Below are 25,792 nucleotides of genomic sequence, written 5' to 3' on the forward strand. Positions count from 1 at the left end.
TGACTACAAATTTGCATAGTGCAAGTTGTGTGGATTAAGTTGGGAAAGAGAACATTATGATTCAAACAGAAAGCCGGCTGGAAGTGGCTGACAATACTGGTGCGCGCGAAGTTTTGTGCATTAAAGTGTTGGGCGGTTCCAAGCGTCGTTATGCGGGTATTGGTGACGTAATCAAAGTCACTGTTAAGTCTGCTGCTCCGCGCGGTCGTGTAAAAAAAGGTGAAATTTACAACGCCGTTGTCGTGAGGACAGCTAAGGGTGTTCGTCGTCAAGATGGCTCGTTGGTCAAATTTGATGGCAATGCTGCAGTATTGTTGAATGCAAAGCTTGAGCCTATCGGTACTCGTATTTTCGGCCCAGTAACACGCGAACTGCGTACTGAGCGCTTTATGAAAATCGTGTCCTTGGCTCCTGAAGTGCTGTAAGGGGTTGTGATGAACAAAATTCGTAAAAACGACGAAGTCATCGTCTTGACGGGTAAAGACAAAGGTAAGCGCGGTCAGGTGCAAACATGCATCGATAGCGATTACGTTGTTGTTGCTGGTGTTAATGTGGCCAAAAAGGCAGTTAAACCAAACCCAATGACTGGCGCAGTTGGTGGCATCGTGGATAAACTGATGCCGATTCATGTGTCAAATGTTGCATTGTTTAATGCAGCTTCTGGCAAAGCAGACCGTGTAGGCTTCAAGGTAGTGGATGGTAAGAAAGTCCGTATCTATAAGTCGACTGGCGAAGTTGTGAAGGCATAACATCATGGCCCGTCTACAAGCAATATATAAAGATAAAATCGTTGGTGAATTGACTGAAAAGTACGCTTATAAGTCAGTCATGGAAGTCCCACGTATCTTGAAAATCACCCTGAATATGGGTTTGTCTGAAGCAATCGCTGACAAAAAGATTATCGAGCATGCGGTTGGTGATCTCACCAAGATCGCTGGTCAAAAACCAGTAGTTACCAAAGCTCGCAAAGCGATCGCTGGTTTTAAAATCCGTGAAGGTTACCCAATTGGTTGTATGGTAACTTTGCGTGGCGCTCAGATGTATGAATTCCTGGATCGTTTCATCACTGTGGCTTTGCCGCGTGTACGTGACTTCCGTGGCGTTTCTGGTCGTGCGTTTGATGGTCGTGGTAACTACAATATCGGTGTCAAGGAACAGATCATTTTCCCTGAAATCGAATACGACAAGATCGACGCGTTGCGTGGTATGAATATCAGTATCACGACAACAGCAAAGACCGACGACGAAGCGAAATCGCTCCTCGCCGCATTTAAATTTCCGTTCAGAAACTGAGGTCGCCATGGCAAAACTGGCACTGATTAATCGTGAGCAAAAGCGTGCAGACCTGGTGAAGAAATTCGCTGGCAAACGCGCCGAATTGAAGGCCATCATTGATGACCAATCAAAGACTGAAGAAGAGCAGTATGCTGCTCGTCTGAAGTTGCAGGCCTTGCCACGTAACTCCAATCCGACTCGTCAGCGTAACCGCTGCGCTTTGACAGGTCGCCCACGTGGCACATTCCGTAAGTTTGGTTTGGGCCGTATTAAACTCCGTGAAGTCGCCATGCGTGGTGAAATCCCGGGTATGACTAAAGCCAGCTGGTAATAGGAGAATAAGCAATGAGTATGAGCGATCCTATCGCCGATATGCTGACCCGCATCCGTAACGCACAAGTTGTTCAAAAAACTGTCGTCGCGATGCCGTCCTCCAAAGTAAAGATCGCAATTGCGAACGTACTTAAAGACGAAGGTTACATTGAAGATTTCGCAGTTTCTGAAACTGCAGGTAAGTCCGAATTAAAAATCGGCTTGAAATATTACGCAGGACGTCCTGTCATTGAACGCTTGGAACGTGTTTCACGTCCAGGTCTCCGTATTTACAAAGGTAAAGACGAGATCCCAAGTGTGATGAACGGTTTGGGAGTGGCTATCGTTTCCACACCACAAGGCGTCATGACTGACCGCAAAGCGCGCGCAACCGGTGTCGGTGGCGAAGTGATTTGCTACGTCGCCTAAGGAGTGAAAGATGTCTCGAGTAGGTAAGATGCCAATCGCTTTGCCGGCAGGTGCTGAAGTCACCATTTCGACAGAGCAGATTACAATTAAAGGCCCACAGGGCGTATTGTCTCAATCCTTAAATGGTTTGGTGACTGTTACGAACGACAATGGCACTTTGAGTTTTTCCCCAGCTAATGATGGTCGTGAAGCCAATGCGATGAGCGGTACCCTGCGTGCCCTCGTCAATAATATGGTTAATGGCGTCACTAAAGGTTTCGAAAAGAAACTGAGCTTGGTCGGCGTTGGTTATAAAGCGCAAGCGCAAGGCGACAAATTGAATTTGTCTCTTGGTTTCTCGCACCCAGTTGTTCATGCAATGCCAACTGGCGTGACATGTGCAACACCAACACCAACTGAAATCCTGATTAAAGGGATTGACAAGCAAAAAGTTGGTCAGGTTGCTGCTGAAGTTCGTGCATACCGCAGTCCAGAGCCTTATAAAGGCAAAGGCGTCCGCTATGTGGACGAAGTGGTTGTGATTAAAGAAACCAAGAAGAAGTAATAGGGGTTGACGATGGACAAGAAACAATCACGTCTGCGCCGCGCACGTCAAACCCGTGCCAAGATCGCAGAACTCAAAGTGAACCGCCTGGCCGTGCATCGCACAAACCTGCATATCTATGCAAACATCATTGGCCCAGACGCCAAAGTGTTGGCATCGGCTTCTACCGTAGAGGCGGAAGTACGTGCAGAGTTGGCTGGCAAGTCTGGTGCGGGTGGCAATGCTGCTGCAGCGAGCTTGATCGGCAAACGTGTTGCAGAGAAGGCAATCAAAGCAGGGGTTACCGAAGTTGCGTTTGACCGCTCCGGTTTCCGTTACCACGGTCGCGTCAAGGCGCTTGCAGAAGCAGCCCGTGAAGCTGGCTTGAAGTTCTAAGGAAAATTTGTCATGGCAAAAATGCAAGCAAAAACAGCAGCCGACAAGCCGGATGATGGCATGCGCGAAAAAATGATCGCGATCAACCGCGTAACCAAAGTGGTTAAGGGCGGTCGTATCATGGGTTTCGCAGCGCTGACAGTCGTTGGTGACGGCGATGGCCGTATCGGTATGGGCAAGGGAAAATCGAAAGAAGTTCCAGTAGCCGTACAAAAAGCGATGGAAGAAGCACGTCGCAAGATGATTAAAGTGACTTTGAAGAACGGTACTTTGCAACACACCGTTACTGGCAAGCACGGCGCATCTTCCGTCATGATTTCTCCTGCAAAAGAAGGTACTGGCGTTATCGCTGGTGGTCCAATGCGCGCGATTTTTGAAGTAATGGGTATTGTAAACGTTGTGGCGAAGTCCAACGGTTCCACTAACCCTTACAACATGGTTCGTGCAACTTTGAATGGTTTGGCCAAGATGAGTACTCCATCTGAAATCGCTGCAAAGCGTGGCAAAACTGTTGAAGAAATTCTCGGTTAAGGAGCACCTCATGTCTAAGACAGTAAAAGTGCAATTGGTTAAAGGTTTGATCGGCACACGCCAGGATCACCGTGCAACTGTACGTGGCCTGGGTCTGCGTCGCGTCAATTCAGTTTCTGAATTGGAAGACACACCAGCAGTACGTGGCATGATCAATAAAGTCTCGTATCTTGTGAAGGTTGTATCGTAAACCGTTTGGTTTGCGATCGGAGCAAATTATGGAATTGAATACAATCCAGCCAGCAGATGGCGCAAAACACTACAAACGTCGTGTTGGTCGCGGTATCGGCTCAGGCTTAGGTAAAACAGCGGGTCGTGGCCATAAAGGTCAAAAGTCCCGTTCCGGCGGCTTTCATAAAGTTGGTTTTGAAGGCGGTCAGATGCCTCTGCAACGTCGTTTGCCAAAACGTGGTTTTAAATCACTGGCAACGCCGTATAAAGCAGAAGTTCGCCTGACAGACCTGGAAAACCTGCCAGTCACAGAAATCGACGTTTTGGCTTTGAAACAAGCCGGCGTAGTCTCTGAACTGGCACGTGTAGTCCGTGTCATTTTGTCTGGTGCAATTACCAAGAAAGTTTCTTTGAACGGCTTGATCGTCACTAAAGGCGCTAAAGCTGCAATCGAAGCTGCTGGTGGCACAATCGCTTAATTCAAAGCAGACAACCGGAGCATTAATTGGCAACATCTCCACAACAAAATAAAAGTGCTGCAAGCGGGTTTCCCTGGGGGCGACTCTGGTTCTTGCTGGCGGCACTGGTTGTCTACAGGATAGGTGCACATGTTCCTGTACCTGGCATTGATGCAAACGTGCTGGCGGAAATGTTTAAACAAAACCAGGGCGGTATTCTGGGTATGTTTAATATGTTTTCAGGCGGTGCGCTGCAGCGCTTTGCGATTTTTGCGCTCGGTATCACGCCGTATATTTCGGCATCGATCATCATGCAACTGATGTCGATCGTCTCTCCGCAACTGGAAGCCCTTAAAAAAGAAGGTGAATCCGGTCGTAGAAAGATTACGCAATATACGCGGTATGGCACCTTGTTGCTGGCAACTGTGCAAGCCTACTTTATTGCATTTGGTCTGGAAGGTCAGGCTAACCTGGTGATAGACCCGGGTCTCGCTTTCCGTTTCACGACGGTAGTGTCCCTGGTGACAGGTACGATGTTCCTGATGTGGCTCGGTGAACAAATCACTGAACGTGGTCTGGGAAATGGTATCTCCATCATCATTTTCTCTGGTATCGCGGCAGGTTTGCCTGGTGGTTTGAGTAATCTGTTTGAATTGGTACGTAGCGGTCAGATAGGTAATTTCTCGGCACTGGTGATCTGTGTTCTAGTTCCGGCAGTAACGTTTGCTGTGGTGTTTGTCGAGCGTGGTCAACGCAAGATTCTGGTGAATTATGCCAAGCGTCAAGTGGGTAATAAAGTGTATGGTGGGCAAAGCAGTCATTTGCCACTGAAGTTGAATATGGCAGGCGTAATTCCTCCGATTTTTGCTTCTTCCATCATCTTGTTCCCGGCGACGATTACCAGCTGGTTTACCAAGGGTGCTGAATCTTCAACGAGTGGTGTAGTTACCTTCTTGAAAGATTTGGCCGCGTCGATGGCGCCAGGTGAGCCGATACACGCTTTGTTGTATGCAGTAGCGATCATTTTCTTCTGCTTTTTCTATACCGCTTTGGTATTCAATAGCAAAGAGACCGCTGATAACTTGAAGAAAAGTGGCGCGTTTGTTCCGGGGATTCGTCCTGGTGATCAAACTGCCCGCTACATCGACAAGATTTTGATGCGTTTGACGCTGGCTGGTGCGATTTATATTACGCTGGTTTGTCTGTTGCCAGAATTTTTGGTTGCGAAGTGGAAAGTACCATTTTATTTCGGCGGAACGTCTCTGCTGATTATCGTGGTGGTGACCATGGACTTTATGGCGCAGGTACAGAACTATGTGATGTCCCAGCAATATGAATCGCTTCTTCGTAAAGCAAATTTCAAGGGCGGGATTCCTTCACGGTAATCGCCCAGGGGACAGCAGATCGAATGGCAAAAGACGACGTTATACAGATGCAGGGCGAGATTCTGGAGAATCTTCCGAATGCAACATTTCGAGTTAAGTTGGAAAACGGGCATGTTGTACTTGGCCATATTTCCGGGAAGATGCGAATGAACTATATTCGTATTCTTCCAGGTGATAAGGTGACAGTGGAATTGACGCCTTATGATTTGAGCCGGGCGCGAATAGTGTTCCGTACCAAGTAAATTTAAAATGAACTAGAAGGAAAGAGGGCAAAAATGAAAGTTCTCGCATCAGTTAAGCGGATCTGCCGCAACTGCAAAATCATCAAGCGCAAGGGTGTTGTTCGTGTTATATGCACAGAACCACGCCATAAGCAGCGCCAAGGTTAATTAACGTTATTGAACGAGGAATAACGAATGGCACGTATCGCAGGGGTTAATATCCCAAATCATCAGCATACCGTAATCGGCTTAACAGCTATCTATGGTATTGGCCGTCCACGCGCACAGAAAATCTGTGACGCAACAGGTGTTTTGACCAATAAAAAGGTTAAAGATCTGGATGACAACGAACTCGAGAAGCTTCGCGACGAAATCGGTAAATTTATCGTCGAAGGCGACTTGCGTCGTGAACTGTCCATGAACATCAAACGCTTGATGGACTTGGGTTGCTACCGTGGTCTCCGTCATCGTAAAGGCTTGCCTTGCCGTGGCCAACGTACACGCACTAATGCGCGTACTCGTAAGGGTCCACGTAAAGCAGCGCAATCTTTGAAGAAATAATCCAGGTTAGCCCGGATCCAAGGAAAACATTATGGCAAAAGCTCAAAATAACGCTGCAGCAGCACGTGCGCGTAAGAAAGTTAAAAAGAACGTTGCGGAAGGTATCGCTCACGTTCACGCTTCTTTCAACAACACCATCATCACGATCACTGATCGTCAAGGCAATGCGTTGTCTTGGGCAACTGCCGGTGGTGCTGGTTTTAAAGGCTCACGTAAGTCTACTCCGTTTGCAGCGCAGGTTGCAGCAGAGGCAGCTGGTAAAGTCGCTGTTGAATGCGGTATCAAAAATCTGGAAGTTCGTATCAAAGGCCCAGGCCCAGGTCGCGAGTCTTCAGTACGCGCCTTGAACAATCTGGGTATCAAGATTTCCCTGATTCAAGACGTTACTCCAGTTCCACATAACGGCTGCCGCCCTCCAAAGCGTCGTCGTATTTAAGTTGCGTATTTAAGCTACTTAGCTAAGCAGAATTATTCTCTGCTGGCATTCTTGCGGAATCTCCGTTAGAATGCAGACCCGCCATTTCGTTGGCGGGTTTTGTGTTGTGGAAATTTTAGAATTCACAAAGACACCGTCTTTGTTGTTAAGACCACCGTCTGATTGCAGGCAGATCAGACTAGCGTAGTGTAGAAAACATTACGTCATTTACAAGGAAAATATCGTGGCACGTTATATCGGACCAAAAGCAAAACTCTCCCGTCGCGAAGGCACGGACCTGTTCTTGAAGAGCGCACGTCGCTCCCTGGACTCTAAATGCAAACTGGACGCAAAACCAGGTCAACATGGTCGCACTTCTGGTGCTCGTACCTCTGACTACGGTAATCAATTGCGCGAAAAGCAAAAAGTTAAACGTATGTACGGCGTTTTGGAACGTCAGTTCCGCCGCTACTTCGCTGAAGCTGACCGTCAAAAAGGCAACACAGGCGAAACGCTGTTGAAATTGCTGGAATCCCGTCTGGACAACGTTGCTTACCGTATGGGCTTCGGTTCCACACGTGCTGAAGCACGTCAGCTGGTCAGCCACAAAGCATTCACAGTCAACGGCATCGTTGTCAACATCGCTTCTTACCAGGTTAAAGCTGGTGACGTAGTTGCCGTTCGTGAAAAAGCTAAAAAGCAAGTTCGTATCGCTGAAGCACTGTCTCTGGCAGAACAATCCGGCATGCCTACTTGGGTTGCTGTTGATGCGAAGAAACTGGAAGGTACTTTCAAGTCCATGCCAGATCGCAGCGACATCGCTCACGATGTCAACGAATCCCTGATCGTTGAATTGTATTCTCGTTAATATTCAAGTTTCACCGCCTGCCTGTTTTGCGACAGGCAGGCTTTTTTCTTTAATGCCATCAGCCTTATCGGTGTAACGAGCCGAGGGTATTGAAAAGGACATTCATGCAAAACAATCTGTTAAAACCACGTATTATCGATGTGGAAATGTTGGGTGCCGGTCACGCTAAAGTCGTGATGGAACCGTTTGAACGTGGCTATGGCCACACACTGGGCAACGCACTGCGTCGCGTTCTGTTGTCCACTATGGTTGGTTATGCACCGACTGAAGTTGTGATCGCTGGTGTAGTTCACGAATATTCTTCCCTCGATGGCGTGCAAGAAGACGTCGTTGACATCCTGTTGAACTTGAAAGGCGTTGTCTTCAAGTTGCACAACCGTGATGAAGTTACACTGACATTGAAAAAAGATGGTGAAGGCGCCGTATTGGCTTCCGACATCGATCTGCCGCATGACGTAGAACTGATCAATCCGGATCACGTTATCGCGAATCTGACTGCTGGCGGTAAGTTGGACATGCAGATCAAGGTAGAAAAAGGCCGTGGCTATGTGCCAGGTAACGTTCGCCGCTTGTCTGAAGATGCGAACAAAACCATCGGTCGTATGATACTGGATGCGTCTTTCTCTCCAGTGCGCCGTGTTTCTTACGCTGTGGAATCTGCCCGCGTTGAACAACGTACTGATCTGGATAAACTGGTTATCAATATCGAAACCAATGGCGTTATCTCTCCTGAAGAAGCAATCCGTCAATCTGCCCGCGTGCTGGTTGATCAATTGAATGTCTTCGCTGCTCTGGAAGGTACTGAAGCCGCTGCTGAAGCTCCATCCCGCGCACCTGCAGTTGATCCTGTCCTGTTGCGTCCAGTCGATGATTTGGAACTGACAGTACGTTCAGCCAACTGCCTGAAAGCAGAAAACATTTACTACATTGGTGACCTGATCCAGCGTAGCGAAAATGAACTGTTGAAGACACCAAATCTGGGTCGCAAGTCCTTGAACGAAATCAAGGAAGTTCTGGCCTCCCGTGGCTTGTCTTTAGGTATGAAACTGGAAAACTGGCCACCAGCTGGCTTGGAAAAATAATTTGTCACTACGAGTGGGCTGAGACAGCCCGCTCGTTTTTTAACCGTAGTAAAAATAATTACCGGCCCGCGATAAGTTTTACTTATCGATAGAAGAGCTGGCATTTAAATCTGAAAGGAAATACCATGCGTCATCGTCACGGCTTACGTAAGCTGAATCGTACTTCTTCCCACCGTCTGGCAATGCTGCGCAACATGACAGTATCCCTGTTGCGTCACGAAGCTATCAAAACAACCTTGCCAAAAGCCAAAGAACTGCGCCGCGTTATCGAGCCGATTCTGACTTTGGGTAAAACAGACACACTGGCTAACAAGCGTCTGGCTTTCTCCCGTTTGCGCGACCGCGAAATGGTAGTCAAGCTGTTTGCTGAACTGGGCCCACGTTACGCAAATCGTAACGGCGGCTACCTGCGCATCCTGAAAATGGGTTTCCGCGTCGGCGACAATGCTCCTATGGCATACGTTGAACTGCTGGATCGCCCAGAAGGCGTAGATGCAGCTGATGCACCAGTTGCTGAGTAATCTAAAGTAATGCATGTCGGTGACAGCAATGTCCCGGCCTTGAAAAGCCGTTCAGTTTATACTGAACGGCTTTTTGTTTTTCTACCCACTATTATTTACTTTCAATGTAATGCAAAGCCGCCCTGCGCCGACTAATGAGAACTGGCTATATAAGTTGAAGAGACTCCCAGGACGCTAGCACACAACTGTTGTTAAAATAAAATTTTGGAGCAAACGTGGACACGCAAGACTTTATATTGGTGTTGACCAATGTGCCAGACCGCGAAATTGGAAAGCGCATGGCGAGCCAGATCGTCGCTCAGAAATTGGCTGCTTGTGTGAACATTTCCTCTGATATATTGTCCATATACAACTGGGATGGCCAGCAACAGGAAGAAACAGAAGTCCAGTTAATGATCAAGACGACGCAAGCTCGCTATGATCAACTGGTGGAATTGATAACAAGCATCCATCCTTACGAATTACCTGAAATCATTGCCATTCCCCTGGTTTCTGGGTTGCCAGCTTATCTGGGGTGGGTAAGAAAAGAAACTGAACCGTCATGAACTCATTTCCGCTACAGCGATCCGCTCCTCATTTTGTTGTGTTTGCTCACCTGCTGCGCCTTGGCGCACTGATTTTTGCGTTGCTGCTGGCACCATTTGCGACGGCGGAAGATTTCCTCGACCCTGAAGATGCTTTCAAGGTGTCTGCCAAAATGGTGGAACCAGGGATTGCTGAAGTGACATTCACGATTGCGGATGGCTACTACCTGTATCGTGAACGTTTCAAATTCAGCTCTGACGACGCCAAGCTTGGCGACGTTCAACTGCCAAAAGGCAAAGTCAAGTTTGATGAAACCTTCCAGAAAGAAGTGGAGACCTATAGAAAGTCTGTAGTGGTCCGTGTGCCTGTCCTGTCAACAGGGGATTTCACATTGAAGGTAGGGCGCCAGGGCTGTGCAGATCAGGGTTTGTGTTACCCGCCGCTGGAAACACCACTCAAATTACAGGCTGTTGCGGGTAGTACTGCGGCAGCAAGCGCCCCTGCAATTGACAAGCCCGCAGATGCAGGTGAGGCTAACGTAAGCAAACCAAATGAGGCGAGTACCGATGAAGAAACCAGCAGCATCAGTGCAGCCCTGAAAAGTGGCAAGCTGAGCCTGATTTTGCCACTCTTCATGCTACTCGGTCTGGGGCTGGCGTTTACGCCCTGCGTGTTGCCGATGGTACCTATTCTGTCGTCCATCATAATTGGCGAAGGGGCAGGCATACAGCGTCATCGCGGTTTCCTGTTATCACTCAGTTATTCGCTGGGTATGGCTCTGGTATATACCGCTCTGGGCATTGCTGCTGGTCTGGTTGGCGAAGGCTTATCAGCTACTCTGCAGAATCCCTGGGTCCTGTCGGCCTTCGCTTTGCTGATGGTGATACTTTCACTATCCATGTTCGGGTTTTACCAGTTGCAGGTGCCGACTGCCCTGCAGACAAAATTAACAGTCGCATCGGAAGGGCAGCGCAATGGCAAGCTGTTCGGCGTCTTTTTCATGGGCGCCATTTCGGCTTTGATCGTCGGTCCTTGTGTCGCCGCACCGCTGGCCGGTGCACTGGTGTATATCAGCCAGACCCGTGATGTGGTGGTCGGTGGTACGGCACTGTTTGCCATGGCCATGGGCATGAGCGTACCGCTGTTGCTGGTAGGCTTGTCTGCCGGCAGCTTGTTGCCGCGTGCTGGCATGTGGATGGAAAGCATCAAGCGCTTTTTCGGCGTGCTGATGCTGGCTATGGCCTTGTGGATGATCAGTCCGGTGATCCCGGTTTGGGTACAGATGGCAGGCTGGGCCGTGCTGTTGATTGCTTATGCCGTCCATCAATTATTTTTTCACCGTGGCGGCCTGGGTGCAAAAGCACTGGCTGTCGTGTTTTTGTTGCTGGGTGCGGTGCAGCTCGTTGGTGTGACTACCGGTGGTCGCGACGTGTTTTCGCCGCTTGCGCATTTGTATGGAAATCAGGTACACGGCGTCAGTTTTACCCGCGTGCGCAGTGTTGCTGAATTGGATGCCGCACTGGCACAGTCCAAAGGCAAAATGGCGATGCTGGATTTTTATGCCGACTGGTGCGTATCCTGCAAGGAAATGGAAAAACTGACTTTCCCTGAAACGAAGATCAAGGCCCGGCTAGAGAATATGCTCTTGCTGCAAGTGGATGTGACTGCCAATAATGCAGATGATAAAGCCTTGCTGAAACGCTTCAACTTGTTCGGGCCACCAGGCATTATTTTCTTTGATGGACTAGGAGCGGAAGTGCAGGGAAAGCGCGTTATCGGTTACCAGAATGCAGAGAAATTTCTTGCTTCATTGCAACGCGCTGAAGGCAAATAAGCCAGCAGGGATGCATATTCAGGGACAGGTATAAGCTTGCAACAAAACTATCCTTGAGTCGTAACGATACAAGCGCTATATTCAAATTCTTGTTTTCTTTTTTTGGAGAAAAAAATGACTTTGCGTTTAGGTGACATCGCCCCTGATTTCGAGCAAGATTCCTCAATCGGGACATTGAAGTTTCATGAGTGGGCAGGCAATTCCTGGGTTGTCCTGTTTTCACATCCGGCTGATTTCACACCAGTCTGCACCACCGAATTAGGCCTCACTGCAAAACTGAAACCTGAATTTGACAAGCGCAACGTCAAGGCGATAGCTTTGTCTGTGGATGGCGCAGAATCCCATGTGCAATGGATCAAGGATATTGAAGACACGCAAAAAACCGTGGTCGGTTTTCCTATCATTGCTGATGCTGACAGGAAAGTTGCTGCACTGTATGACATGATCCACCCCAATCAGTCCGAGACTGTTACAGTGCGCTCGCTGTTCATCATTGATCCCAATAAAAAAGTTCGCCTGATTATTACCTATCCTTTGACCACTGGCCGCAATTTTGACGAAGTCTTGCGCGTGATTGATGCACTGCAACTGACCGATGGTTATAGCGTTGCCACACCAGGTAACTGGCGTGACGGTGATGATGTCATCATCCCTTTGTCGATCAAGGATGAAGAAGTTATCAAGCAAAAATATCCTAAAGGTTATACAGCACCACGTCCTTATCTGCGTATCACACCGCAGCCAAACAAATAAGCAATGTAAGCGTATTTGCGGATAAACAAAAAGCCACGAATCTTTTCGTGGCTTTTTAAATTTGCAGAGCAGATTTGAACAAAGCAGATTTGAACTATCGCGAGGGTACGATCATTTCAGCATAATCATATAAAGCGCCCAGAATCTCTTCCGCTTCTTCATCTGCTGTTTCTGACAAGCTATCTATCTCATTGAAATACATGTCTACGGTTCTGGCATTGCCTGCGCCATCCAGCAGACGTGCTGCGCGGTGTTCTTCCCAGCTTTCCTGTTCTTCCATGCTCAGGCTGTCATGGAAATTACGGGCGCGGTAGCGGAACAGTAATTCAGTCAGGCGCTGATCCTGAAATGAGGTGCTGGCTTTTGCCAGTTGTGCCGGTTTCATGCGACGTAATTCATTCAGCAGGCGGCGATCACCACTGCCTATGAAACCACCATACAAGTCTTCATCCACATCGGCTGCGGCGGCTTCGGGGCGTGCATAAACCTGTTCCCATATGGTCGATATAACTGGGCTCAGCGCAGCAGCTTTTTCTGCATGCTGCAACATCAGTTGCATGTCGATATTCCATTTCGCAGCCATGTTCGTTGACAGGGTTTTCAGGTTGCCGATTACGGTAGGGGACTTGTTGATATGTATGCTTTTTACTGGCAAACGTTGTACACCTTCTGGCAGAGCATCGGTTTTGCTGAACAGGCGCAACTGTATGGTGGCAACATCCAGGTCTGCCAGTTCGGACGGATCAAATGTCAGGTCCCAGGCGATGATTTCATTTTTGTTTTTTGGATGCATGGCCAATGGCCACATCACCGCCAGACAACCCCGGTCCGTCGGGAACATGCCTGACACATGCAGGAAAGGTTTATCCAGCAAGGGCATGCCAATTTCTGCTGCTGCCTTGTCTTTCTTATGCAATGCAAAGCAGAACTCGAATAATTTCGGCTGGCGTTCGCGTATCAGGCGCGCCATGGCAATGGTGGCGCGAACGTCTGACAAGGCATCATGTGCTGATTCATGCGCAATGCCATTTGCAGCGGTCAGCAGCTCAAGCCGGAAGCTGGGCTTGCCCTCATCATTCAGTGGCCAGTTGATGCCTTCCGGACGTAGTGCATAGCAGGTACGCACCATGTCCATGATGTCCCAGCGACCGCAATTGTTTTGCCATTCGCGTGCATAGGGATCTATCAGGTTGCGCCAGAACATGAAGCGGGTAATTTCATCATCGAAACGGATGGTGTTGTAACCTACACCTATGGTCCCGGTCTTGCTGAGTTCTTGTTCTATTTTTGCCGCAAATTCGTGTTCAGGTATGCCACGCTCGAGGCAGGTTTGTGGTGTGATATGGGTGATCAGGCAAGACTGTGGGTCGGGCAAGAAATCATTCGCAGGCTGGCAATACATCATGACAGGTTCGCCGATTTCATTCAGTTCTGCATCGGTACGTATGGCAGCAAATTGGGCCGGGCGGTCACGGCGGGCTACCGCGCCAAATGTTTCATAGTCGTGCCAGAGGAAGGTATGTTCTTGCATGTTGTTTTGTTTCTAAATTTAGTTTTGTATTCAGTTGGACGAGACAGGGTAGCTGGCTTGCAATTTTTTTCGACAGCCTTATTCACGCCGACGGCTGGCTTGGTCTTCCAGATAGCGCTGGCTGCGGAAATAAATCAACAGCAATACCACGATGACGCCCATGGCACCCATGGTGATCCAGAAACCGGATGCGTGCTTCAGCAAAGGCATGACTTCAAAGTTCATGCCAAAGATCCCGGTGATCAGGGTCAGAGGCATGAACAGTGCAGTGATTACGGTCAGGGTGCGCATGATTTCGCTGGTACGGTGTGCCATGGCTGCGAAGTGTATCTGCACGGCGGATTCCAGTGAAGCTTCCAGACGGCGCGCATGGTTGAGAACGCGGCTGATGTGTTCCATGACATCGTTGATGCGTACCAGCAGCAAATCCTTGGCGCGGCTATTGCCGTCATGATTATCGACGATATGGTCGCGCAATTCCTGCATGGCATCGTGTTGCTCTTCACACAGATTATCCAGCTTGCGTAATTCCACGCGTGAATCTAGCAAGGCCATCCAGTTATTGAAAGGGCGGCGCGGGTCCAGCAAGGCGTGCTGCCAGCGATCCAGTTGCTGGGTCAGCGGCTGGCGCAGTTCCAGGTATTGGTCGACCATGGCATTCAACAGACGCAGCATCAATTCTTCAGGTGACGCAGGCAGCCGGCCACCGTGGGTAGCACTTTCCCCCTTGAACTTGTATTCAAGCAGGCGCTGCCTGGCCAGCTCCACGGTACGACTTTGGGTGGGTCTGACGGTCACCAGTACATTTTCCATCAACAGAAAAGTGACGGGTGTCGTTGCCAACTTGTTGAGCGCAGCGGGTATCTTACGTTTGCTGCCGTTTTTTACTTCAGCCGGTTCTTCAGTCAGTGTCAGCTTGCGAAACACCACCATCTCATAATCCTGCGTCGCATCAAAATAGGATGGATGACTCAGGTTTCTGACGTCTTTCAGATGCAGGTCATAAATCTGAGTGCCGCTGATTTGTTCCACCAGGTTGCGCCATTCTTCGGGGTTTTCACAGACTTCGTCATGCGTGGCATCCAGCCATAAAAAACCACCGGTTTTCAGAAGTTGTGCATAACCCTCGGGATTTTTCAGCGTCTGAGTTTCGTTAATGTGGAAGATGTCCATGCGTATTTTTAGGTAATAAAATGAAGCACAATGCGCCAAGAGAAATAATACAACCAGCCACGATCAGTGCCTGCTCAGTGACTGACAGCGCATAAGAGTAAAACCAACTGCTGCTCAGCATGCTCATGAGTAAAATTGCTATCAGTCTCAGACTTTCTGGTACCAGATAAAAGCGGCCTTTTTCTATCAATCCACCTAAGCACCATAAACTGAATACCAGCCAGGCGGCATAGACGACAGCATTCAGGGGTGAAATGGATTTAAACGCCAGCAAGAAGTAGGTCGCCGCTTGCAGAACGACAACAAATTGCAGCAGGCAGTAAGCTATGGTGGCCTTGCTGACGGGTGGATCATACAGGGGGCGCGCCAGGTCAAATTGCTTTGCCGGAGCTTGCTGACGCAAATCCGTTGGCCGCCAGCCTGGTGGTTGCAGCCAGATCAGGAGCTTGTCTCCCCAATGGCGCGTGTGCCAGGCGTCGTGCAGGACAGCCTTATACACTTCCAGATTGGCCCACAAAGGGTTCCAGCTACGCAAGGGGCTGCGTGTACCGTACACGACTGGTTCGTTATCCTGTTCTTCGATGAAACTGCCAAACAAGCGGTCCCAGACGATCAGGATGCCGCCGTAATTCTTGTCCAGATACATATCATTCACTGCATGATGAACACGATGATTGGATGGAGACACAAAGACCCTGTCAAACCAGCCCAGCTTGTTGATCTGTTCGGTGTGTATCCAGAACTGATACAGCAAATCAATCAGGGCAATGACGACAAATACCTGCACCGGAAATCCAAGAATAGCCATGGGCAGATAAAACACCCAGCCAAACAGCGGGCCAGTGCTGGTTTGTCTCAGGGCTGTGGTCAGGTTATAGGCTTCGCTTTGGTGATGGACGACATGGGCCGCCCACAACAGGTTGGTTTTGTGTCCCATCCTGTGCAGCCAGTAATATAAAAAATCATACAGCAGCAAGCCGGTGCTCCAAACCCAGATGCTGCCGGGGTCCAGTGTCAGTACTGCGAAGTGAGTCACTACCCAGGCATAAACACCGACCGACAGCAGCTTCAAAAACACGCCGGTGATCTGGCTCATGACCCCCAGGCTGAGACTGCTGATAGCATCATTGATGCGGTACAGATGCTTTTGCCGTTTTCGTGCGACTAAAAATTCGATAGCAATCAGCAGGAAAAAAACTGGACTGGCAAAGCTGATGATTTTTTCATGCATAATCCCGGCCTTAATCCTGGTGTTCAGGGTGGAGTGACTGGACCGAACGTGCAATCAGCCATAGTGCCATATAGTAGCTGCCAAGGATGAGCAAGGGGGAATGCGGGATAGGAGTATAGAATTTGTTATAGGCCAGAATGGTATCTGACAACATGAAGCAGATGCCTCCACTCATCGCCATACGGCTGTCGGCAGTACCCAGGTTGATACCACGACTGATAGCTTGCGCACACATGGCCAGCAACAGGCAGACATAGGTGACCACGGGAATACGTATGGCTGGTGGCAAGCCTGGCCACAATACGAACAGATGGGCTGCGCCAAGCGCGCCTAGCGCAACGAAGACCAGGGGTTTGGCAAAGAATTGGGCGTCGCTGCAGAATGCGCGCAAGAAGCACAGGTGGGCAAATAAAAAACTCAACAGACCCAGCAAAAATCCCTGAGTCAGCAAGCTGACCGGCAACATCAGGAAAATATCACCCAGTAGCGAAAACAGAATGCCGGTCAATATCGCCTTGCGATAGAGTGCATTGATTGTTGGTTGCGCTCGCAGGGCAAGAAAAAAGATACTGATCGTGGTCAGCGGTTTGAATGCATAGTGCAGGAATTGCGCGCCATCTAAGGTATTGCTGAATTCCGCACCCGCAATCGCGAGTGCGGCAAACAGCAATATGAAGGCAGAGCGCAGACCTGAAGACATGGCAGCAGATCAGCCTGCGTGCTTGAGCAATCTGGCTACGTCGCGGGCAAAGTAAGTCAGAATGCCATCGGCACCGGCACGTTTGAATGCCAGCATGGATTCCATCATGGTCTTGTTATGATCCAGCCAGCCATTTTGGGCGGCGGCCTTGATCATCGCATATTCGCCACTGACCTGATAGGCAAAGGTTGGTACCTTGAATTCATCCTTGACCCTGCGCACGATATCGAGATACGGCATGCCGGGTTTCACCATAACCATGTCGGCACCCTCAGCCAGATCCAGTGCGACTTCACGCAAGGCTTCGTCGCTGTTCGCCGGGTCCATCTGATAACTGGCTTTGTCACTTTTACCCAGATTGGCAGCGGAGCCCACCGCGTCACGGAAAGGACCATAAAAGGCCGATGCATATTTGGCGGAATACGCCATGATGCGGGTATGGATGAAGTCATTGGTTTCCAGTGCCTGGCGTATGGCTCCGATACGGCCATCCATCATGTCACTGGGGGCGACAATGTCCACGCCTGCTTCTGCTTGTACCAAAGCCTGACGCACCAGCATTTCTGTGGTTTCATCATTGAGCACGTAACCGGCGGCATTCAGCAAGCCATCCTGGCCATGACTGGTGTAGGGGTCAAGTGCTACGTCGGTCAGGATACCCAGTTCAGGGAAGCGTGCTTTCAGTTCACGAACGGCACGCGGGATCAGACCTTTGGGATTAGTGGCTTCAATACCATCCGGTGTTTTCAGATGCGGGTTGATGGCTGGAAACAATGCCAGAACGGGTATGCCCAGCGCAACGCAATCTTCAGCAACACCCAGCAACAAGTCAACCGATACCCGTTCAACGCCGGGCATGGAGGCAACTTTTTCACGCTGATTGACACCGTCTATTACAAATACCGGATAAATCAGGTCAGAAGAAGTGACCATGTTTTCGCGCATCAGCGCACGGGAAAATACGTCCTTGCGCATGCGGCGCATACGTATTACAGGGAATTGGGCGGATTTGATAATTGGCATAAGTAAGCGCCATGGTTAGGCGGCATGAAGAAATGAAAAGAATTTTATTCAGGTTAATGAAACTTTTTTCGACTTGCAACATCTTAATACACAGGTTGGAACATGTCTCCAGGCCTACCGCTTTTCCTCCCTGAGCGGGCACCGTGCGTCCCTATTCGTAACGGTGTTATTACCCCGGCATAGACTAATGTGCCGGGGTTTTTTTATTAGGACTTACGCAAAACCGCCCCAAAGCGTTGCAGCTCCTCGCCGTACTATTCGTACTGTCTTCGTCGTTGTATCTTGTTGCGACAATTTTTCGCAAGTCCTGCTTATATTACGCCCGGATCATTGCCGGTGTCTGAAGATGTATCTGGCTCAGTGGCTTCTGTTACATCGCTGGTGTCAGCAACTGGATCGCGGTCCAGTCCCACCAGGCGTTGCACAGCGGCATCAGCTTCTTCTATACCTATGCGTTTCAGTGCAGAAAACAATTGCACGCTGAAAGGGAATAACGCCCCTTCATCATCAACGTAACTGTCGAGCACTGCTTTGGCTTTGCGCAAAGCATCTGCGCATTCACTGCGATTAAGTTTGTCGGCCTTGGTCAATATGCAATGAATAGGCCTGCCAGTTGGCGCAAACCATTCCAGCATCTGGATATCAAGGTCAGTAAACGGACGACGCGCATCCATGATCAATACTAGCGCAGCTAATTGAGTGCGTCGCTGTACATAGGCCCCCAGCAACTGATTCCAGTGGTGCTTGGCCGCACCTGGAACTTCGGCATAGCCGTAGCCTGGCAAATCGACCAGCAGGGCACGGATCTCATCGACCCGGGTTTCATCTTTGCGATGTTGGCCGACGTGGGCGCCGCCAATTGAGAAATAATTAATATGCTGGGTGCGTCCCGGTGTTTTGGAGGCAAAGCAGAGTTTTTTCTGATTGCACAGGGTATTGATTGCAGTCGATTTGCCTGCATTCGAGCGGCCAGCGAAGGCAATTTCCGGTACATGGGTACGTGGAAGATCACGGAGATGATTCACCGTGGTAAAGAAGCGGGCTTGCCAGAGGATAGACATAGAGGAAAGGAATAATGGAAAAATGCAACATCAGGCAGTAAAAACGCCCGAAAGCTATTGTACAATAAGGGGTTACGTATTGGGCAGCGATAAAAACAATGATCCAATACCGGTTTTTGCACCATGTGATGTGCATGAACCTGGCAGCTATGCGTCGCCATTAGGGCAGATTTCCATTATTTAGTCTCAGGGTGTTTGAATGAACCGTGCTTTCCTGTCGTTGTCCAAGTCTTTTAGCATCGCTGTTATGGCGGTGTCTTCTTTTGCATCCGTAGCTTATGCTAACGAAGTAGCCAAGCCAGTCAAAGCTGATCCAGCCAAGGGTGAAGCACTGTATAGCAGTGGTGATGCCGCACGCGGCATTACTGCATGCGTATCCTGCCATGGTGCAGCTGGTAACTCAACGATTGCTACCAATCCTAAACTGGCAGCTCAACATGATGCCTATTTGGTAAAACAACTCAGTGATTTCAAGAGTGACACCCGCAAAAATGCAGTCATGTCGGTATTTGCCAAAGCCATGACAGAAGACGACATGAAAAATGTTGCTGCTTATTTGTCTACACAGAAATCCAAACCAGGTGCAGCCAAAAACAAGGATATCGTTGAACTGGGTAAGCAAATCTACCGCGGTGGTATTGCTGAAAAGAATGTTCCTGCCTGTGCAGGCTGCCATAGCCCTAATGGTGCTGGTATCCCTGCCCAATTCCCACGCATTGCTGGCCAACATCAGGATTACACGATTGCCCAGTTGACTGGCTTCCAGAATGCGACTCGCATGGATGCTGCAAAAATCACTGGTGCACGTGGCAATAGCGCGCAAATGATGACAATCGCCAAGAAGATGTCGGAAGATGAAATGAGAGCCGTTGCAGATTATGTCGCCGGCTTGAAATAATTCAAAAAAATAAAGAAGCATGGGAGGGGGTGGCAATATGCCATCCCCTTTTTTCTTAGTGGATATCAGGACGGTATGGACAACAAGATAGATAGCGAACAGCTAACTGACACTGGTGGCTTAAAGATTCAAACCCGGCAGGCATGGCTGGCAGACGCAGTGGAATTGCTGTCTTCCATGCGTTTTGCCATCAGTTTGCTGACCCTAATCGCGATTGCATCGGTGATCGGGACGGTGCTCAAGCAAAATGAGCCCCTGCCAAATTACGTCAACCAGTTTGGTCCGTTCTGGTTTGAGATTTTTAGTAAGCTTAGCCTGTATTCCGTGTATTCAGCATGGTGGTTTTTGCTGATCATGACTTTTCTGGTGTTATCGACATCACTGTGCCTGATCCGCAATGCGCCGAAGATGCTAAAAGACATGCGCAGCTGGCGCGATAATGTGCGCGAGCAATCACTTCGCAATTTCCATCATCGTTCTGAATGGCATAGCAACAATGTACGCACTGAGGTGATCGCGCGTGTATTAGCCCACCTGAGCCGTGTCGGTTATGGCTATAAGGTAGTGGAAAAGGAGGGAGCAAGCCTGATTGCGGCCAAACAGGGGGCAGCAAACAAATGGGGTTATATATTTGCCCACAGCGCAATTGTGATTATCTGTATAGGTGGTTTGCTCGATTCTGATTTGCCTATCCGTTTCCAGCAGTGGTTTATGGGCAAGGTGCCGTTTGAAGGTAGCGGCATCATCGCCAAAATTCCCCAACAACACAGATTGTCGCTGGCGAACCCCAGCTTCCGTGGCAATACCATGATACCCGAGGGCGCCAGCAGCAGTACTGCCATCCTGCCCCAGGCGACCGGGGTGCTGATTCAGGATTTGCCGTTTACCATCAAGTTGAAGAAATTCACCATTGATTTTTACTCCACTGGCATGCCCAAGCTGTTTGCCAGTGATGTCGAGGTTACAGATCACGAAACCGGCAAGTCATTTTCTTCCACCATCAAGGTCAATGATCCCCTGATTTACAAGGGTATTGCAGTCTATCAATCCAGCTTTGAAGATGGCGGCAGCCGCCTGAAGCTGAAGGCTTACCCTATGTCTGGTGGGTCGGCAGAGACCTTTGATCTTGCTGGCGAAGTCGGCGGTAATACACCTTTGAAGATGGCCAGTGGTACTGATTATTCGATAGAGTGGTCGGGTTTTCGTCCCTTCAACGTCGAAAATATGGCGCGCAATGGCTCGGATGTACGGGCAGTCAATGCAAATCAGGGCTTTAACCAGCAATTCAGTGCGGATCTTGACAAGCATCTGGGTTCGGCTGCAAAAAATGCGAATAACAAAGACTTGAAGAATGTCGGCCCCAGCCTGCAATACAAGCTGCGTGACAAAACCGGACAAGCAAGGGAATTCCATAACTACATGCAGCCGGTCCTGATAGAGGGTAGCTATATGATATTGGCCGGTACCCGGGATTCACCGTCTGAAGGTTTTCGCTACCTGCGCATACCGGCAGATGATGAGGATACCGTCAAGGAATGGATGCGCCTGCGTGCCGCAGTGAATAACCCAGAATTGCGTGAACTCGCCGCCCAGCGCTATGCCAAACGGGCTTTGCCACCAAATGTGGCTAACGCCGGGCAGGTGCAATTGCAACTGACTGAGTCGGCCCGGAAGAGTTTGAGCATTTTTGCCGGTGATGCTCAACAGGCAGGTTTTGTGGCCATTTCCAAATTCCTGGAGCAAATACCAGCAGCAGAGCAAACCAAGGCCGCCGATGTATTCATGAAGATATTGAATGGCAGCATGTGGGATTTGTGGCTGGTAGCACGTGAAAAAGACGGCTTGCCAGTGCTGGAACTGGATGAAAAGCATGCCCGCTTCCTGCAATTGGCAACGGGGGCAATATCTGACTCTTACTTCTATGGTGCGCCAGTCTTCTTGCAATTGACGGGTTTTGAAGAGGTCAAGGCTTCGGTCTTGCAAGTTACGCGTTCACCTGGCAAGAAAGTGGTTTACCTGGGCTGCCTGTTTTTGGTGATGGGCGTGTTTTCCATGTTTTATATCCGCGAACGCAGGCTGTGGGTCTGGGTCAAGGATGACGGGGCCGGTGCTCAAACCTTGATGGCATTGAGCTCGCAAAGAAAAACCCTGGATTTTGAAAAAGAATTTGAGCAGCTCAGGCAGCATTTGCAGCAATTGACGACCGAATCTTCAGATACCGCAAAACAGGATGCGCCGTAATCGACTACACTGTGGTGCATACCGGTTCGCCAAGTATGTACCAGGGGAAATATGATGGAAATGACACAGAATTACACACCCTATCAAGGGTTTTTCAAACGACTGTCTATTGTTGACTGGGTGTACGCCGTTGCCTTGTGCATGGCGTCCCTGTTCGCCTATAGTCGTTTTGGCAGTTATATGGATGGCTATGAAAAAGCCATCGTCTTGCTGGCTGCCCCCACTTTTGCTTGGCTGGGCTGGTACTGGAAGCCGGTGAGGCCCTTGTTGCTGGTGCTGGCCTTGCTGAGTTTGCTGGCGATACAGCTGTATGGTGGTTCGCTGGATATGGCCAACAAGAAATTTCTCTTGAAATATCTGCTGTCCAGTCAGTCAGCCATTTTATGGATGAGTGTGTTCTTTTGCCTGTCTACCGTATTCTATTGGGGTGGTCTGATAGCCCGCTCCAATTTTGGTTCATCGGTCGGTTCTGCCTTGTGCTGGGCTGCCGTGGTCATGGGTTTTACCGGCATGCTGGTGCGCTGGTATGAGTCTTACCTGATTGGTGTGGATGTCGGCCATATCCCGGTGTCAAATCTGTATGAAGTGTTCATCCTGTTTTCCATGATCACTGCCTTGTTCTATTTGTACTATGAACAGCAATATGCAACGCGCCAACTGGGTGCCTTTGTCTTGCTGGTAATTACCGCTGCAGTGGGTTTCCTGTTTTGGTATACCGTCAGTCGTGATGCAGCTGAAATCCAGCCGCTGGTGCCTGCCCTGCAAAGCTGGTGGATGAAAATCCATGTACCCGCTAATTTCATTGGTTATGGTACTTTTTCCCTGGCGGCGATGGTGGCAATGGCTTATCTGATCAAATCCAAAGGCTATCTGGCAGACCGCCTGCCAGCGCTGGAAGTGCTGGATGACGTTATGTATAAAGCGATTGCCGTTGGTTTTGCGTTCTTTACCATTGCGACCATACTTGGTGCCTTGTGGGCGGCGGAAGCCTGGGGCGGCTACTGGTCCTGGGATCCGAAAGAAACCTGGGCCCTGATCGTCTGGCTGAATTATGCGGCCTGGCTGCATATGCGTCTGATGAAGGGCTTGCGTGGTCAGGTTGCTGCCTGGTGGGCACTGGTGGGTTTGTTGGTGACCACTTTCGCCTTCCTGGGTGTGAATATGTTCCTGTCTGGCCTGCATTCTTACGGTACTTTATAAAAATATCTGTGAATTTGTAAGGATCAGCAGAATTCTGCGACTCATGAGAAACTAGGGCGCAATAGTGATGTCCAATCACCGTTGCGCCAGTCTCAACCACGGAGTCCACCATGTTGATCAAACGTAGTCCCAATGGCATAGACCTGCCTTTCTCTTCCGAAATTACCCCACGTGCCGTGTTTGACTCGCGCCGCGAATTCATTCGCAAAATGGCGCTGGGCTCTATTGCTGGTACAGCTCTGTTTGAAATGGCCAACCGGGAAGCTTTTGCCCAGGCTGCCGGTGCGCAGAAGCTGGCGGCGAACGCCAATCCAGCCTACGCCTTGATGGAAAAGAAAACCGCCTACAAGGATGCGACGACTTACAATAATTTCTATGAATTTGGTACAGACAAGGCTGACCCTGCGGTCATGGCGAATACGCTGAAACCGCGTCCCTGGAGTGTCAGTATAGAAGGGGAGGTCAAAAAGCCCATGGTGCTGGATCTGGACAGCCTGATGAAGCTGGCGCCATTGGAAGAGCGGATTTACAGGTTGCGTTGCGTTGAAGGCTGGTCCATGGTTATTCCGTGGATAGGTTATTCCCTGTCCAATTTGATCAAGAAGGTGGAGCCTACCGGCAACGCCCGTTATGTCGAATTCATCACCCTTGATGACAAGAAGCAGATGCCGGGTTTGCGTAGCCCCGTGCTGGAATGGCCGTATGTGGAAGGCTTGCGCATGGACGAAGCCAATCATCCGCTGGCTTTGTTGACGTTTGGCATGTATGGTGAAGTGTTGCCGAATCAGAACGGGGCTCCGGTACGCATGGTCTTGCCGTGGAAGTATGGTTTCAAGTCGGCCAAGTCCATTGTCAAAATCCGTTTTACCAAAGACCAGCCACGTACCGCCTGGAACCTGGCTGCGCCAGGTGAATATGGTTTTTATTCTAACGTCAATCCTGATGTTGATCATCCGCGCTGGTCGCAGGCATCTGAGCGTCGCATAGGTGAAGATGGTTTCCTGGCGCGCAAGCGCAAGACCTTGATGTTCAACGGTTATAGTGAAGTTGCCTCACTTTATACAGGCATGGATTTGAAGAAATTCTACTGATATGTTGCTCACGAATAAGCAGGTCAGCTATGTCAAGACCACTCTGTTCATCCTGGCATTGCTGCCATTTCTGCGTCTGGTGACTTTTGTGTTTCTGGATAAGTTGGGAGCGAATCCGGTAGAGTTCATTACCCGCAATACCGGCGACTGGACCTTGTATTTCCTTTGTATTACGTTGGCAGTAACGCCATTGCGCAAGTTGTTCCACGTGCCATGGTTGTTGCGGTGTCGTCGCATGCTGGGGTTGTATGCCTTCTTTTATGCGTTGCTGCATTTCACGACATTTTTGTGGTTCGACCATTTCTTTGACGTGGAAGAAATGTGGAAAGATGTCATCAAGCGGCCGTTTATCACAGTGGGTTTTATCGCCTTTGTGCTATTGATTCCTTTGGCGCTGACCAGCACCAATGGCATGATCAAACGTCTGGGCGGTAAACGCTGGCAGATGTTGCATAAACTGGTGTATGTGATTGCTTCTCTGGGTGTACTGCATTATTTCTGGATGAAATCGGGCAAGCATGATTTTTCCCAGCCGGTGTTGTTTGGCCTTATCGTTGCCAGCATGCTGATGATGCGCTTGTGGTGGCGCTGGTTTGGACGTGATCCTGTCATCGTGACAGGTACCTGAATTTTTCTATAGCGTCTGTGTTGCGGGCGCACATCGATCTTGTTTTACATCGCCTATTTCTTCGCTGCATAATCGCGGGGGGATTGGGGCAGGGCCCGTATGGCACACGTAAAACATGGAAGATTATTTACTTCAAAAGAAAGAGTTACCGGGACTGATGCAGCGTTTTGCGCTCGGACTCTTAGGTATGCTGGGCTGGCGCGTGCGCTACCGCCCTTTGCCGGGACCACGTGGCGTGATTGTGGTGTATCCACATACGTCCAACTGGGATTTCCCTGTCGGCATACTGGCCAAGTTGGCGATTGGCATGCCATTCCATTTCATCGCCAAGTCTTCCTTGTTCGAGGGGCTGACAGGCGCCAGTATCGGCCGCATTGTGCGCTATCTTGGTGGCGAGCCGGTAGAGCGGGGTGTTTCAACCGGTGCCATCGCCCGGCTGGCAGAAAAAATGCATGCTGCCGACTGGTACTGGATGGCGATTGCCCCTGAGGGAACACGCAGCCTCAAACCTTATTGGCGTAGCGGTTTTTATCATATTGCCATGAGCGCAAAAGTGCCTTTGGGCTGCGCCTATTTTGATTTTGCGAAAAAGGAAGTGGCCTTAGTCGATTACCTGGATCTGACAGGTGACCGTGAGCGGGATATGGCCAGCATACGGGCCGTGTTTGAGGGTGTGCAAGGATGTCGCCCTGGTTTTGCCAGTCCGATTAGCTTACGTCCCGATGAGGACAAGGCCGCAGACTGATGGGGGCATG

General features: G+C 49.7%; 33 protein-coding genes. 27 read left to right on the plus strand and 6 right to left on the minus strand.

The annotated features are described in order from the left end of the window. Positions 1–56: 56 nt before the first annotated feature. The 21 genes from rplN to AC1RVX_RS20940 all read left to right on the plus strand — a co-directional run bounded on the left by rplN (position 57) and on the right by AC1RVX_RS20940 (position 12,260). Positions 57–425 carry a 50S ribosomal protein L14 gene (gene rplN, locus AC1RVX_RS20840; protein WP_006464924.1) on the plus strand — a complete coding sequence of 123 codons (369 nt, stop codon included), beginning with the start codon at positions 57–59 and terminating at the stop codon, positions 423–425. Between the two features lie 9 nt (positions 426–434). Beyond that, positions 435–749 carry a 50S ribosomal protein L24 gene (rplX, locus tag AC1RVX_RS20845; RefSeq protein ID WP_493218510.1) on the plus strand — a complete coding sequence of 105 codons (315 nt, stop codon included), beginning with the start codon at positions 435–437 and terminating at the stop codon, positions 747–749. Between the two features lie 4 nt (positions 750–753). Continuing rightward, complete coding sequence (gene rplE / locus AC1RVX_RS20850; RefSeq protein WP_423009073.1) at positions 754–1,293, plus strand: 50S ribosomal protein L5; 540 nt, start codon at positions 754–756, stop codon at positions 1,291–1,293. Between the two features lie 7 nt (positions 1,294–1,300). Further along, positions 1,301–1,606, plus strand: a complete 306-nt coding sequence (rpsN, locus tag AC1RVX_RS20855; RefSeq protein WP_110255923.1) for a 30S ribosomal protein S14 — start codon at positions 1,301–1,303, stop codon at positions 1,604–1,606. Between the two features lie 14 nt (positions 1,607–1,620). After that, positions 1,621–2,016, plus strand: a complete 396-nt coding sequence (gene rpsH, locus AC1RVX_RS20860) for a 30S ribosomal protein S8 (protein WP_110255924.1) — start codon at positions 1,621–1,623, stop codon at positions 2,014–2,016. 10 nt (positions 2,017–2,026) lie between these two features. After that, the gene (gene rplF / locus AC1RVX_RS20865) at positions 2,027–2,560 is read left to right on the plus strand and encodes a 50S ribosomal protein L6 (protein WP_493218511.1); all 534 of its coding nucleotides are present in this window, start codon (positions 2,027–2,029) and stop codon (positions 2,558–2,560) included. A gap of 12 nt (positions 2,561–2,572) precedes the next feature. Beyond that, the gene (gene rplR, locus AC1RVX_RS20870; RefSeq protein ID WP_110255926.1) at positions 2,573–2,935 is read left to right on the plus strand and encodes a 50S ribosomal protein L18; all 363 of its coding nucleotides are present in this window, start codon (positions 2,573–2,575) and stop codon (positions 2,933–2,935) included. A 12-nt stretch (positions 2,936–2,947) separates the two neighbouring features. Further along, a complete protein-coding gene (rpsE, locus tag AC1RVX_RS20875; protein ID WP_110255927.1) occupies positions 2,948–3,466 on the plus strand; it encodes a 30S ribosomal protein S5 in 519 nt (172 codons plus the stop codon). Positions 3,467–3,476: 10 nt separating this feature from the next. Beyond that, positions 3,477–3,656: a 50S ribosomal protein L30 gene (gene rpmD / locus AC1RVX_RS20880; protein ID WP_162039560.1), complete on the plus strand. Its 180-nt coding sequence runs from the start codon at positions 3,477–3,479 to the stop codon at positions 3,654–3,656. 28 nt (positions 3,657–3,684) lie between these two features. Beyond that, complete coding sequence (gene rplO / locus AC1RVX_RS20885; RefSeq protein WP_110255929.1) at positions 3,685–4,116, plus strand: 50S ribosomal protein L15; 432 nt, start codon at positions 3,685–3,687, stop codon at positions 4,114–4,116. Between the two features lie 26 nt (positions 4,117–4,142). Beyond that, positions 4,143–5,480, plus strand: a complete 1,338-nt coding sequence (gene secY / locus AC1RVX_RS20890) for a preprotein translocase subunit SecY (RefSeq protein ID WP_493218512.1) — start codon at positions 4,143–4,145, stop codon at positions 5,478–5,480. A gap of 23 nt (positions 5,481–5,503) precedes the next feature. Continuing rightward, positions 5,504–5,722, plus strand: coding sequence for a translation initiation factor IF-1 (gene infA, locus AC1RVX_RS20895; protein ID WP_005663428.1), 219 nt, complete (start codon positions 5,504–5,506; stop codon positions 5,720–5,722). A gap of 33 nt (positions 5,723–5,755) precedes the next feature. Next, on the plus strand, positions 5,756–5,869 hold the full coding sequence (gene rpmJ / locus AC1RVX_RS20900) for a 50S ribosomal protein L36 (RefSeq protein WP_014004415.1): 114 nt from the start codon (positions 5,756–5,758) through the stop codon (positions 5,867–5,869). Positions 5,870–5,896: 27 nt separating this feature from the next. Further along, on the plus strand, positions 5,897–6,262 hold the full coding sequence (rpsM, locus tag AC1RVX_RS20905) for a 30S ribosomal protein S13 (RefSeq protein WP_186950499.1): 366 nt from the start codon (positions 5,897–5,899) through the stop codon (positions 6,260–6,262). A 31-nt stretch (positions 6,263–6,293) separates the two neighbouring features. Continuing rightward, positions 6,294–6,698 (plus strand): 30S ribosomal protein S11, encoded by a 405-nt coding sequence (gene rpsK / locus AC1RVX_RS20910; protein ID WP_110255932.1) that lies wholly within the window; start codon positions 6,294–6,296, stop codon positions 6,696–6,698. A gap of 223 nt (positions 6,699–6,921) precedes the next feature. Beyond that, the gene (gene rpsD, locus AC1RVX_RS20915) at positions 6,922–7,545 is read left to right on the plus strand and encodes a 30S ribosomal protein S4 (protein ID WP_422939641.1); all 624 of its coding nucleotides are present in this window, start codon (positions 6,922–6,924) and stop codon (positions 7,543–7,545) included. A gap of 104 nt (positions 7,546–7,649) precedes the next feature. Continuing rightward, positions 7,650–8,627: a DNA-directed RNA polymerase subunit alpha gene (locus AC1RVX_RS20920; RefSeq protein WP_110255934.1), complete on the plus strand. Its 978-nt coding sequence runs from the start codon at positions 7,650–7,652 to the stop codon at positions 8,625–8,627. 125 nt (positions 8,628–8,752) lie between these two features. Beyond that, the gene (gene rplQ, locus AC1RVX_RS20925) at positions 8,753–9,148 is read left to right on the plus strand and encodes a 50S ribosomal protein L17 (RefSeq protein ID WP_110255935.1); all 396 of its coding nucleotides are present in this window, start codon (positions 8,753–8,755) and stop codon (positions 9,146–9,148) included. A 215-nt stretch (positions 9,149–9,363) separates the two neighbouring features. Further along, positions 9,364–9,693, plus strand: a complete 330-nt coding sequence (gene cutA, locus AC1RVX_RS20930; RefSeq protein ID WP_493218513.1) for a divalent-cation tolerance protein CutA — start codon at positions 9,364–9,366, stop codon at positions 9,691–9,693. Then, positions 9,690–11,507 (plus strand): protein-disulfide reductase DsbD, encoded by a 1,818-nt coding sequence (dsbD, locus tag AC1RVX_RS20935; protein ID WP_493218514.1) that lies wholly within the window; start codon positions 9,690–9,692, stop codon positions 11,505–11,507. Before cutA ends, dsbD begins: the two co-directional genes overlap by 4 nt. A 114-nt stretch (positions 11,508–11,621) precedes the next feature. Next, positions 11,622–12,260 carry a peroxiredoxin gene (locus tag AC1RVX_RS20940; RefSeq protein ID WP_493218515.1) on the plus strand — a complete coding sequence of 213 codons (639 nt, stop codon included), beginning with the start codon at positions 11,622–11,624 and terminating at the stop codon, positions 12,258–12,260. 94 nt (positions 12,261–12,354) lie between these two features. On the opposite strand, the gene sbcB is transcribed toward AC1RVX_RS20940, so the two are convergent. The 6 genes from sbcB to yihA form a co-directional block, all read right to left on the minus strand. Then, positions 12,355–13,791 carry an exodeoxyribonuclease I gene (sbcB, locus tag AC1RVX_RS20945; RefSeq protein WP_493218516.1) on the minus strand — a complete coding sequence of 479 codons (1,437 nt, stop codon included), beginning with the start codon at positions 13,789–13,791 and terminating at the stop codon, positions 12,355–12,357. A 78-nt stretch (positions 13,792–13,869) separates the two neighbouring features. After that, entirely contained in the window at positions 13,870–14,964 is a 1,095-nt protein-coding gene (locus tag AC1RVX_RS20950; RefSeq protein WP_493218517.1) for a magnesium transporter CorA family protein, read from the minus strand. Next, entirely contained in the window at positions 14,945–16,195 is a 1,251-nt protein-coding gene (locus tag AC1RVX_RS20955; protein ID WP_493218518.1) for a sterol desaturase family protein, read from the minus strand. The genes AC1RVX_RS20950 and AC1RVX_RS20955 overlap by 20 nt, the downstream gene beginning before the upstream one ends. Positions 16,196–16,205: 10 nt before the next feature. Continuing rightward, complete coding sequence (locus AC1RVX_RS20960) at positions 16,206–16,895, minus strand: lysoplasmalogenase (RefSeq protein ID WP_493218519.1); 690 nt, start codon at positions 16,893–16,895, stop codon at positions 16,206–16,208. 9 nt (positions 16,896–16,904) lie between these two features. Continuing rightward, a complete protein-coding gene (gene hemB, locus AC1RVX_RS20965) occupies positions 16,905–17,918 on the minus strand; it encodes a porphobilinogen synthase (protein ID WP_493218520.1) in 1,014 nt (337 codons plus the stop codon). 311 nt (positions 17,919–18,229) lie between these two features. Beyond that, the gene (yihA, locus tag AC1RVX_RS20970) at positions 18,230–18,979 is read right to left on the minus strand and encodes a ribosome biogenesis GTP-binding protein YihA/YsxC (RefSeq protein WP_493218521.1); all 750 of its coding nucleotides are present in this window, start codon (positions 18,977–18,979) and stop codon (positions 18,230–18,232) included. Positions 18,980–19,178: 199 nt separating this feature from the next. Between yihA and AC1RVX_RS20975 the strand changes: the two genes are divergently transcribed. From AC1RVX_RS20975 to AC1RVX_RS21000, 6 genes are all read left to right on the plus strand, one after another. Further along, complete coding sequence (locus AC1RVX_RS20975) at positions 19,179–19,877, plus strand: c-type cytochrome (protein ID WP_493218522.1); 699 nt, start codon at positions 19,179–19,181, stop codon at positions 19,875–19,877. Between the two features lie 75 nt (positions 19,878–19,952). After that, positions 19,953–22,118 (plus strand): cytochrome c biogenesis protein ResB, encoded by a 2,166-nt coding sequence (locus AC1RVX_RS20980; RefSeq protein WP_493218523.1) that lies wholly within the window; start codon positions 19,953–19,955, stop codon positions 22,116–22,118. A 51-nt stretch (positions 22,119–22,169) separates the two neighbouring features. Beyond that, on the plus strand, positions 22,170–23,318 hold the full coding sequence (gene ccsB, locus AC1RVX_RS20985; RefSeq protein WP_493218524.1) for a c-type cytochrome biogenesis protein CcsB: 1,149 nt from the start codon (positions 22,170–22,172) through the stop codon (positions 23,316–23,318). Positions 23,319–23,428: 110 nt separating this feature from the next. Then, complete coding sequence (msrP, locus tag AC1RVX_RS20990; RefSeq protein WP_493218525.1) at positions 23,429–24,409, plus strand: protein-methionine-sulfoxide reductase catalytic subunit MsrP; 981 nt, start codon at positions 23,429–23,431, stop codon at positions 24,407–24,409. Between the two features lies 1 nt (position 24,410). Next, positions 24,411–25,037: a protein-methionine-sulfoxide reductase heme-binding subunit MsrQ gene (gene msrQ, locus AC1RVX_RS20995; protein WP_493218526.1), complete on the plus strand. Its 627-nt coding sequence runs from the start codon at positions 24,411–24,413 to the stop codon at positions 25,035–25,037. Between the two features lie 115 nt (positions 25,038–25,152). Beyond that, positions 25,153–25,782, plus strand: a complete 630-nt coding sequence (locus tag AC1RVX_RS21000; protein WP_493218527.1) for a 1-acyl-sn-glycerol-3-phosphate acyltransferase — start codon at positions 25,153–25,155, stop codon at positions 25,780–25,782. The last annotated feature ends 10 nt before the right edge of the window (positions 25,783–25,792 follow it).

Source organism: Undibacterium sp. GW821-FHT11B02 (assembly GCF_058808955.1).

Coding starts and splice junctions, on each gene's coding strand:
- rplE (WP_423009073.1), top strand. CDS start 754: ATGGCCCGTCTACAAGCAATATATAAAGATAAAATCGTTGGTGAATTG.
- sbcB (WP_493218516.1), bottom strand. CDS start 13,791: ATGCAAGAACATACCTTCCTCTGGCACGACTATGAAACATTTGGCGCG.
- rpsM (WP_186950499.1), top strand. CDS start 5,897: ATGGCACGTATCGCAGGGGTTAATATCCCAAATCATCAGCATACCGTA.
- AC1RVX_RS20980 (WP_493218523.1), top strand. CDS start 19,953: ATGGACAACAAGATAGATAGCGAACAGCTAACTGACACTGGTGGCTTA.
- AC1RVX_RS20955 (WP_493218518.1), bottom strand. CDS start 16,195: ATGCATGAAAAAATCATCAGCTTTGCCAGTCCAGTTTTTTTCCTGCTG.
- rplR (WP_110255926.1), top strand. CDS start 2,573: ATGGACAAGAAACAATCACGTCTGCGCCGCGCACGTCAAACCCGTGCC.
- rplX (WP_493218510.1), top strand. CDS start 435: ATGAACAAAATTCGTAAAAACGACGAAGTCATCGTCTTGACGGGTAAA.
- msrQ (WP_493218526.1), top strand. CDS start 24,411: ATGTTGCTCACGAATAAGCAGGTCAGCTATGTCAAGACCACTCTGTTC.
- AC1RVX_RS20975 (WP_493218522.1), top strand. CDS start 19,179: ATGAACCGTGCTTTCCTGTCGTTGTCCAAGTCTTTTAGCATCGCTGTT.
- rplQ (WP_110255935.1), top strand. CDS start 8,753: ATGCGTCATCGTCACGGCTTACGTAAGCTGAATCGTACTTCTTCCCAC.
- rpsE (WP_110255927.1), top strand. CDS start 2,948: ATGGCAAAAATGCAAGCAAAAACAGCAGCCGACAAGCCGGATGATGGC.
- rpsH (WP_110255924.1), top strand. CDS start 1,621: ATGAGTATGAGCGATCCTATCGCCGATATGCTGACCCGCATCCGTAAC.
- rpmD (WP_162039560.1), top strand. CDS start 3,477: ATGTCTAAGACAGTAAAAGTGCAATTGGTTAAAGGTTTGATCGGCACA.
- dsbD (WP_493218514.1), top strand. CDS start 9,690: ATGAACTCATTTCCGCTACAGCGATCCGCTCCTCATTTTGTTGTGTTT.
- rpmJ (WP_014004415.1), top strand. CDS start 5,756: ATGAAAGTTCTCGCATCAGTTAAGCGGATCTGCCGCAACTGCAAAATC.
- infA (WP_005663428.1), top strand. CDS start 5,504: ATGGCAAAAGACGACGTTATACAGATGCAGGGCGAGATTCTGGAGAAT.
- msrP (WP_493218525.1), top strand. CDS start 23,429: ATGTTGATCAAACGTAGTCCCAATGGCATAGACCTGCCTTTCTCTTCC.
- ccsB (WP_493218524.1), top strand. CDS start 22,170: ATGATGGAAATGACACAGAATTACACACCCTATCAAGGGTTTTTCAAA.
- rpsK (WP_110255932.1), top strand. CDS start 6,294: ATGGCAAAAGCTCAAAATAACGCTGCAGCAGCACGTGCGCGTAAGAAA.
- yihA (WP_493218521.1), bottom strand. CDS start 18,979: ATGTCTATCCTCTGGCAAGCCCGCTTCTTTACCACGGTGAATCATCTC.
- rplF (WP_493218511.1), top strand. CDS start 2,027: ATGTCTCGAGTAGGTAAGATGCCAATCGCTTTGCCGGCAGGTGCTGAA.
- rplO (WP_110255929.1), top strand. CDS start 3,685: ATGGAATTGAATACAATCCAGCCAGCAGATGGCGCAAAACACTACAAA.
- AC1RVX_RS20950 (WP_493218517.1), bottom strand. CDS start 14,964: ATGGACATCTTCCACATTAACGAAACTCAGACGCTGAAAAATCCCGAG.
- AC1RVX_RS20960 (WP_493218519.1), bottom strand. CDS start 16,895: ATGTCTTCAGGTCTGCGCTCTGCCTTCATATTGCTGTTTGCCGCACTC.
- AC1RVX_RS20920 (WP_110255934.1), top strand. CDS start 7,650: ATGCAAAACAATCTGTTAAAACCACGTATTATCGATGTGGAAATGTTG.
- hemB (WP_493218520.1), bottom strand. CDS start 17,918: ATGCCAATTATCAAATCCGCCCAATTCCCTGTAATACGTATGCGCCGC.
- AC1RVX_RS20940 (WP_493218515.1), top strand. CDS start 11,622: ATGACTTTGCGTTTAGGTGACATCGCCCCTGATTTCGAGCAAGATTCC.
- rplN (WP_006464924.1), top strand. CDS start 57: ATGATTCAAACAGAAAGCCGGCTGGAAGTGGCTGACAATACTGGTGCG.
- rpsN (WP_110255923.1), top strand. CDS start 1,301: ATGGCAAAACTGGCACTGATTAATCGTGAGCAAAAGCGTGCAGACCTG.
- AC1RVX_RS21000 (WP_493218527.1), top strand. CDS start 25,153: ATGGAAGATTATTTACTTCAAAAGAAAGAGTTACCGGGACTGATGCAG.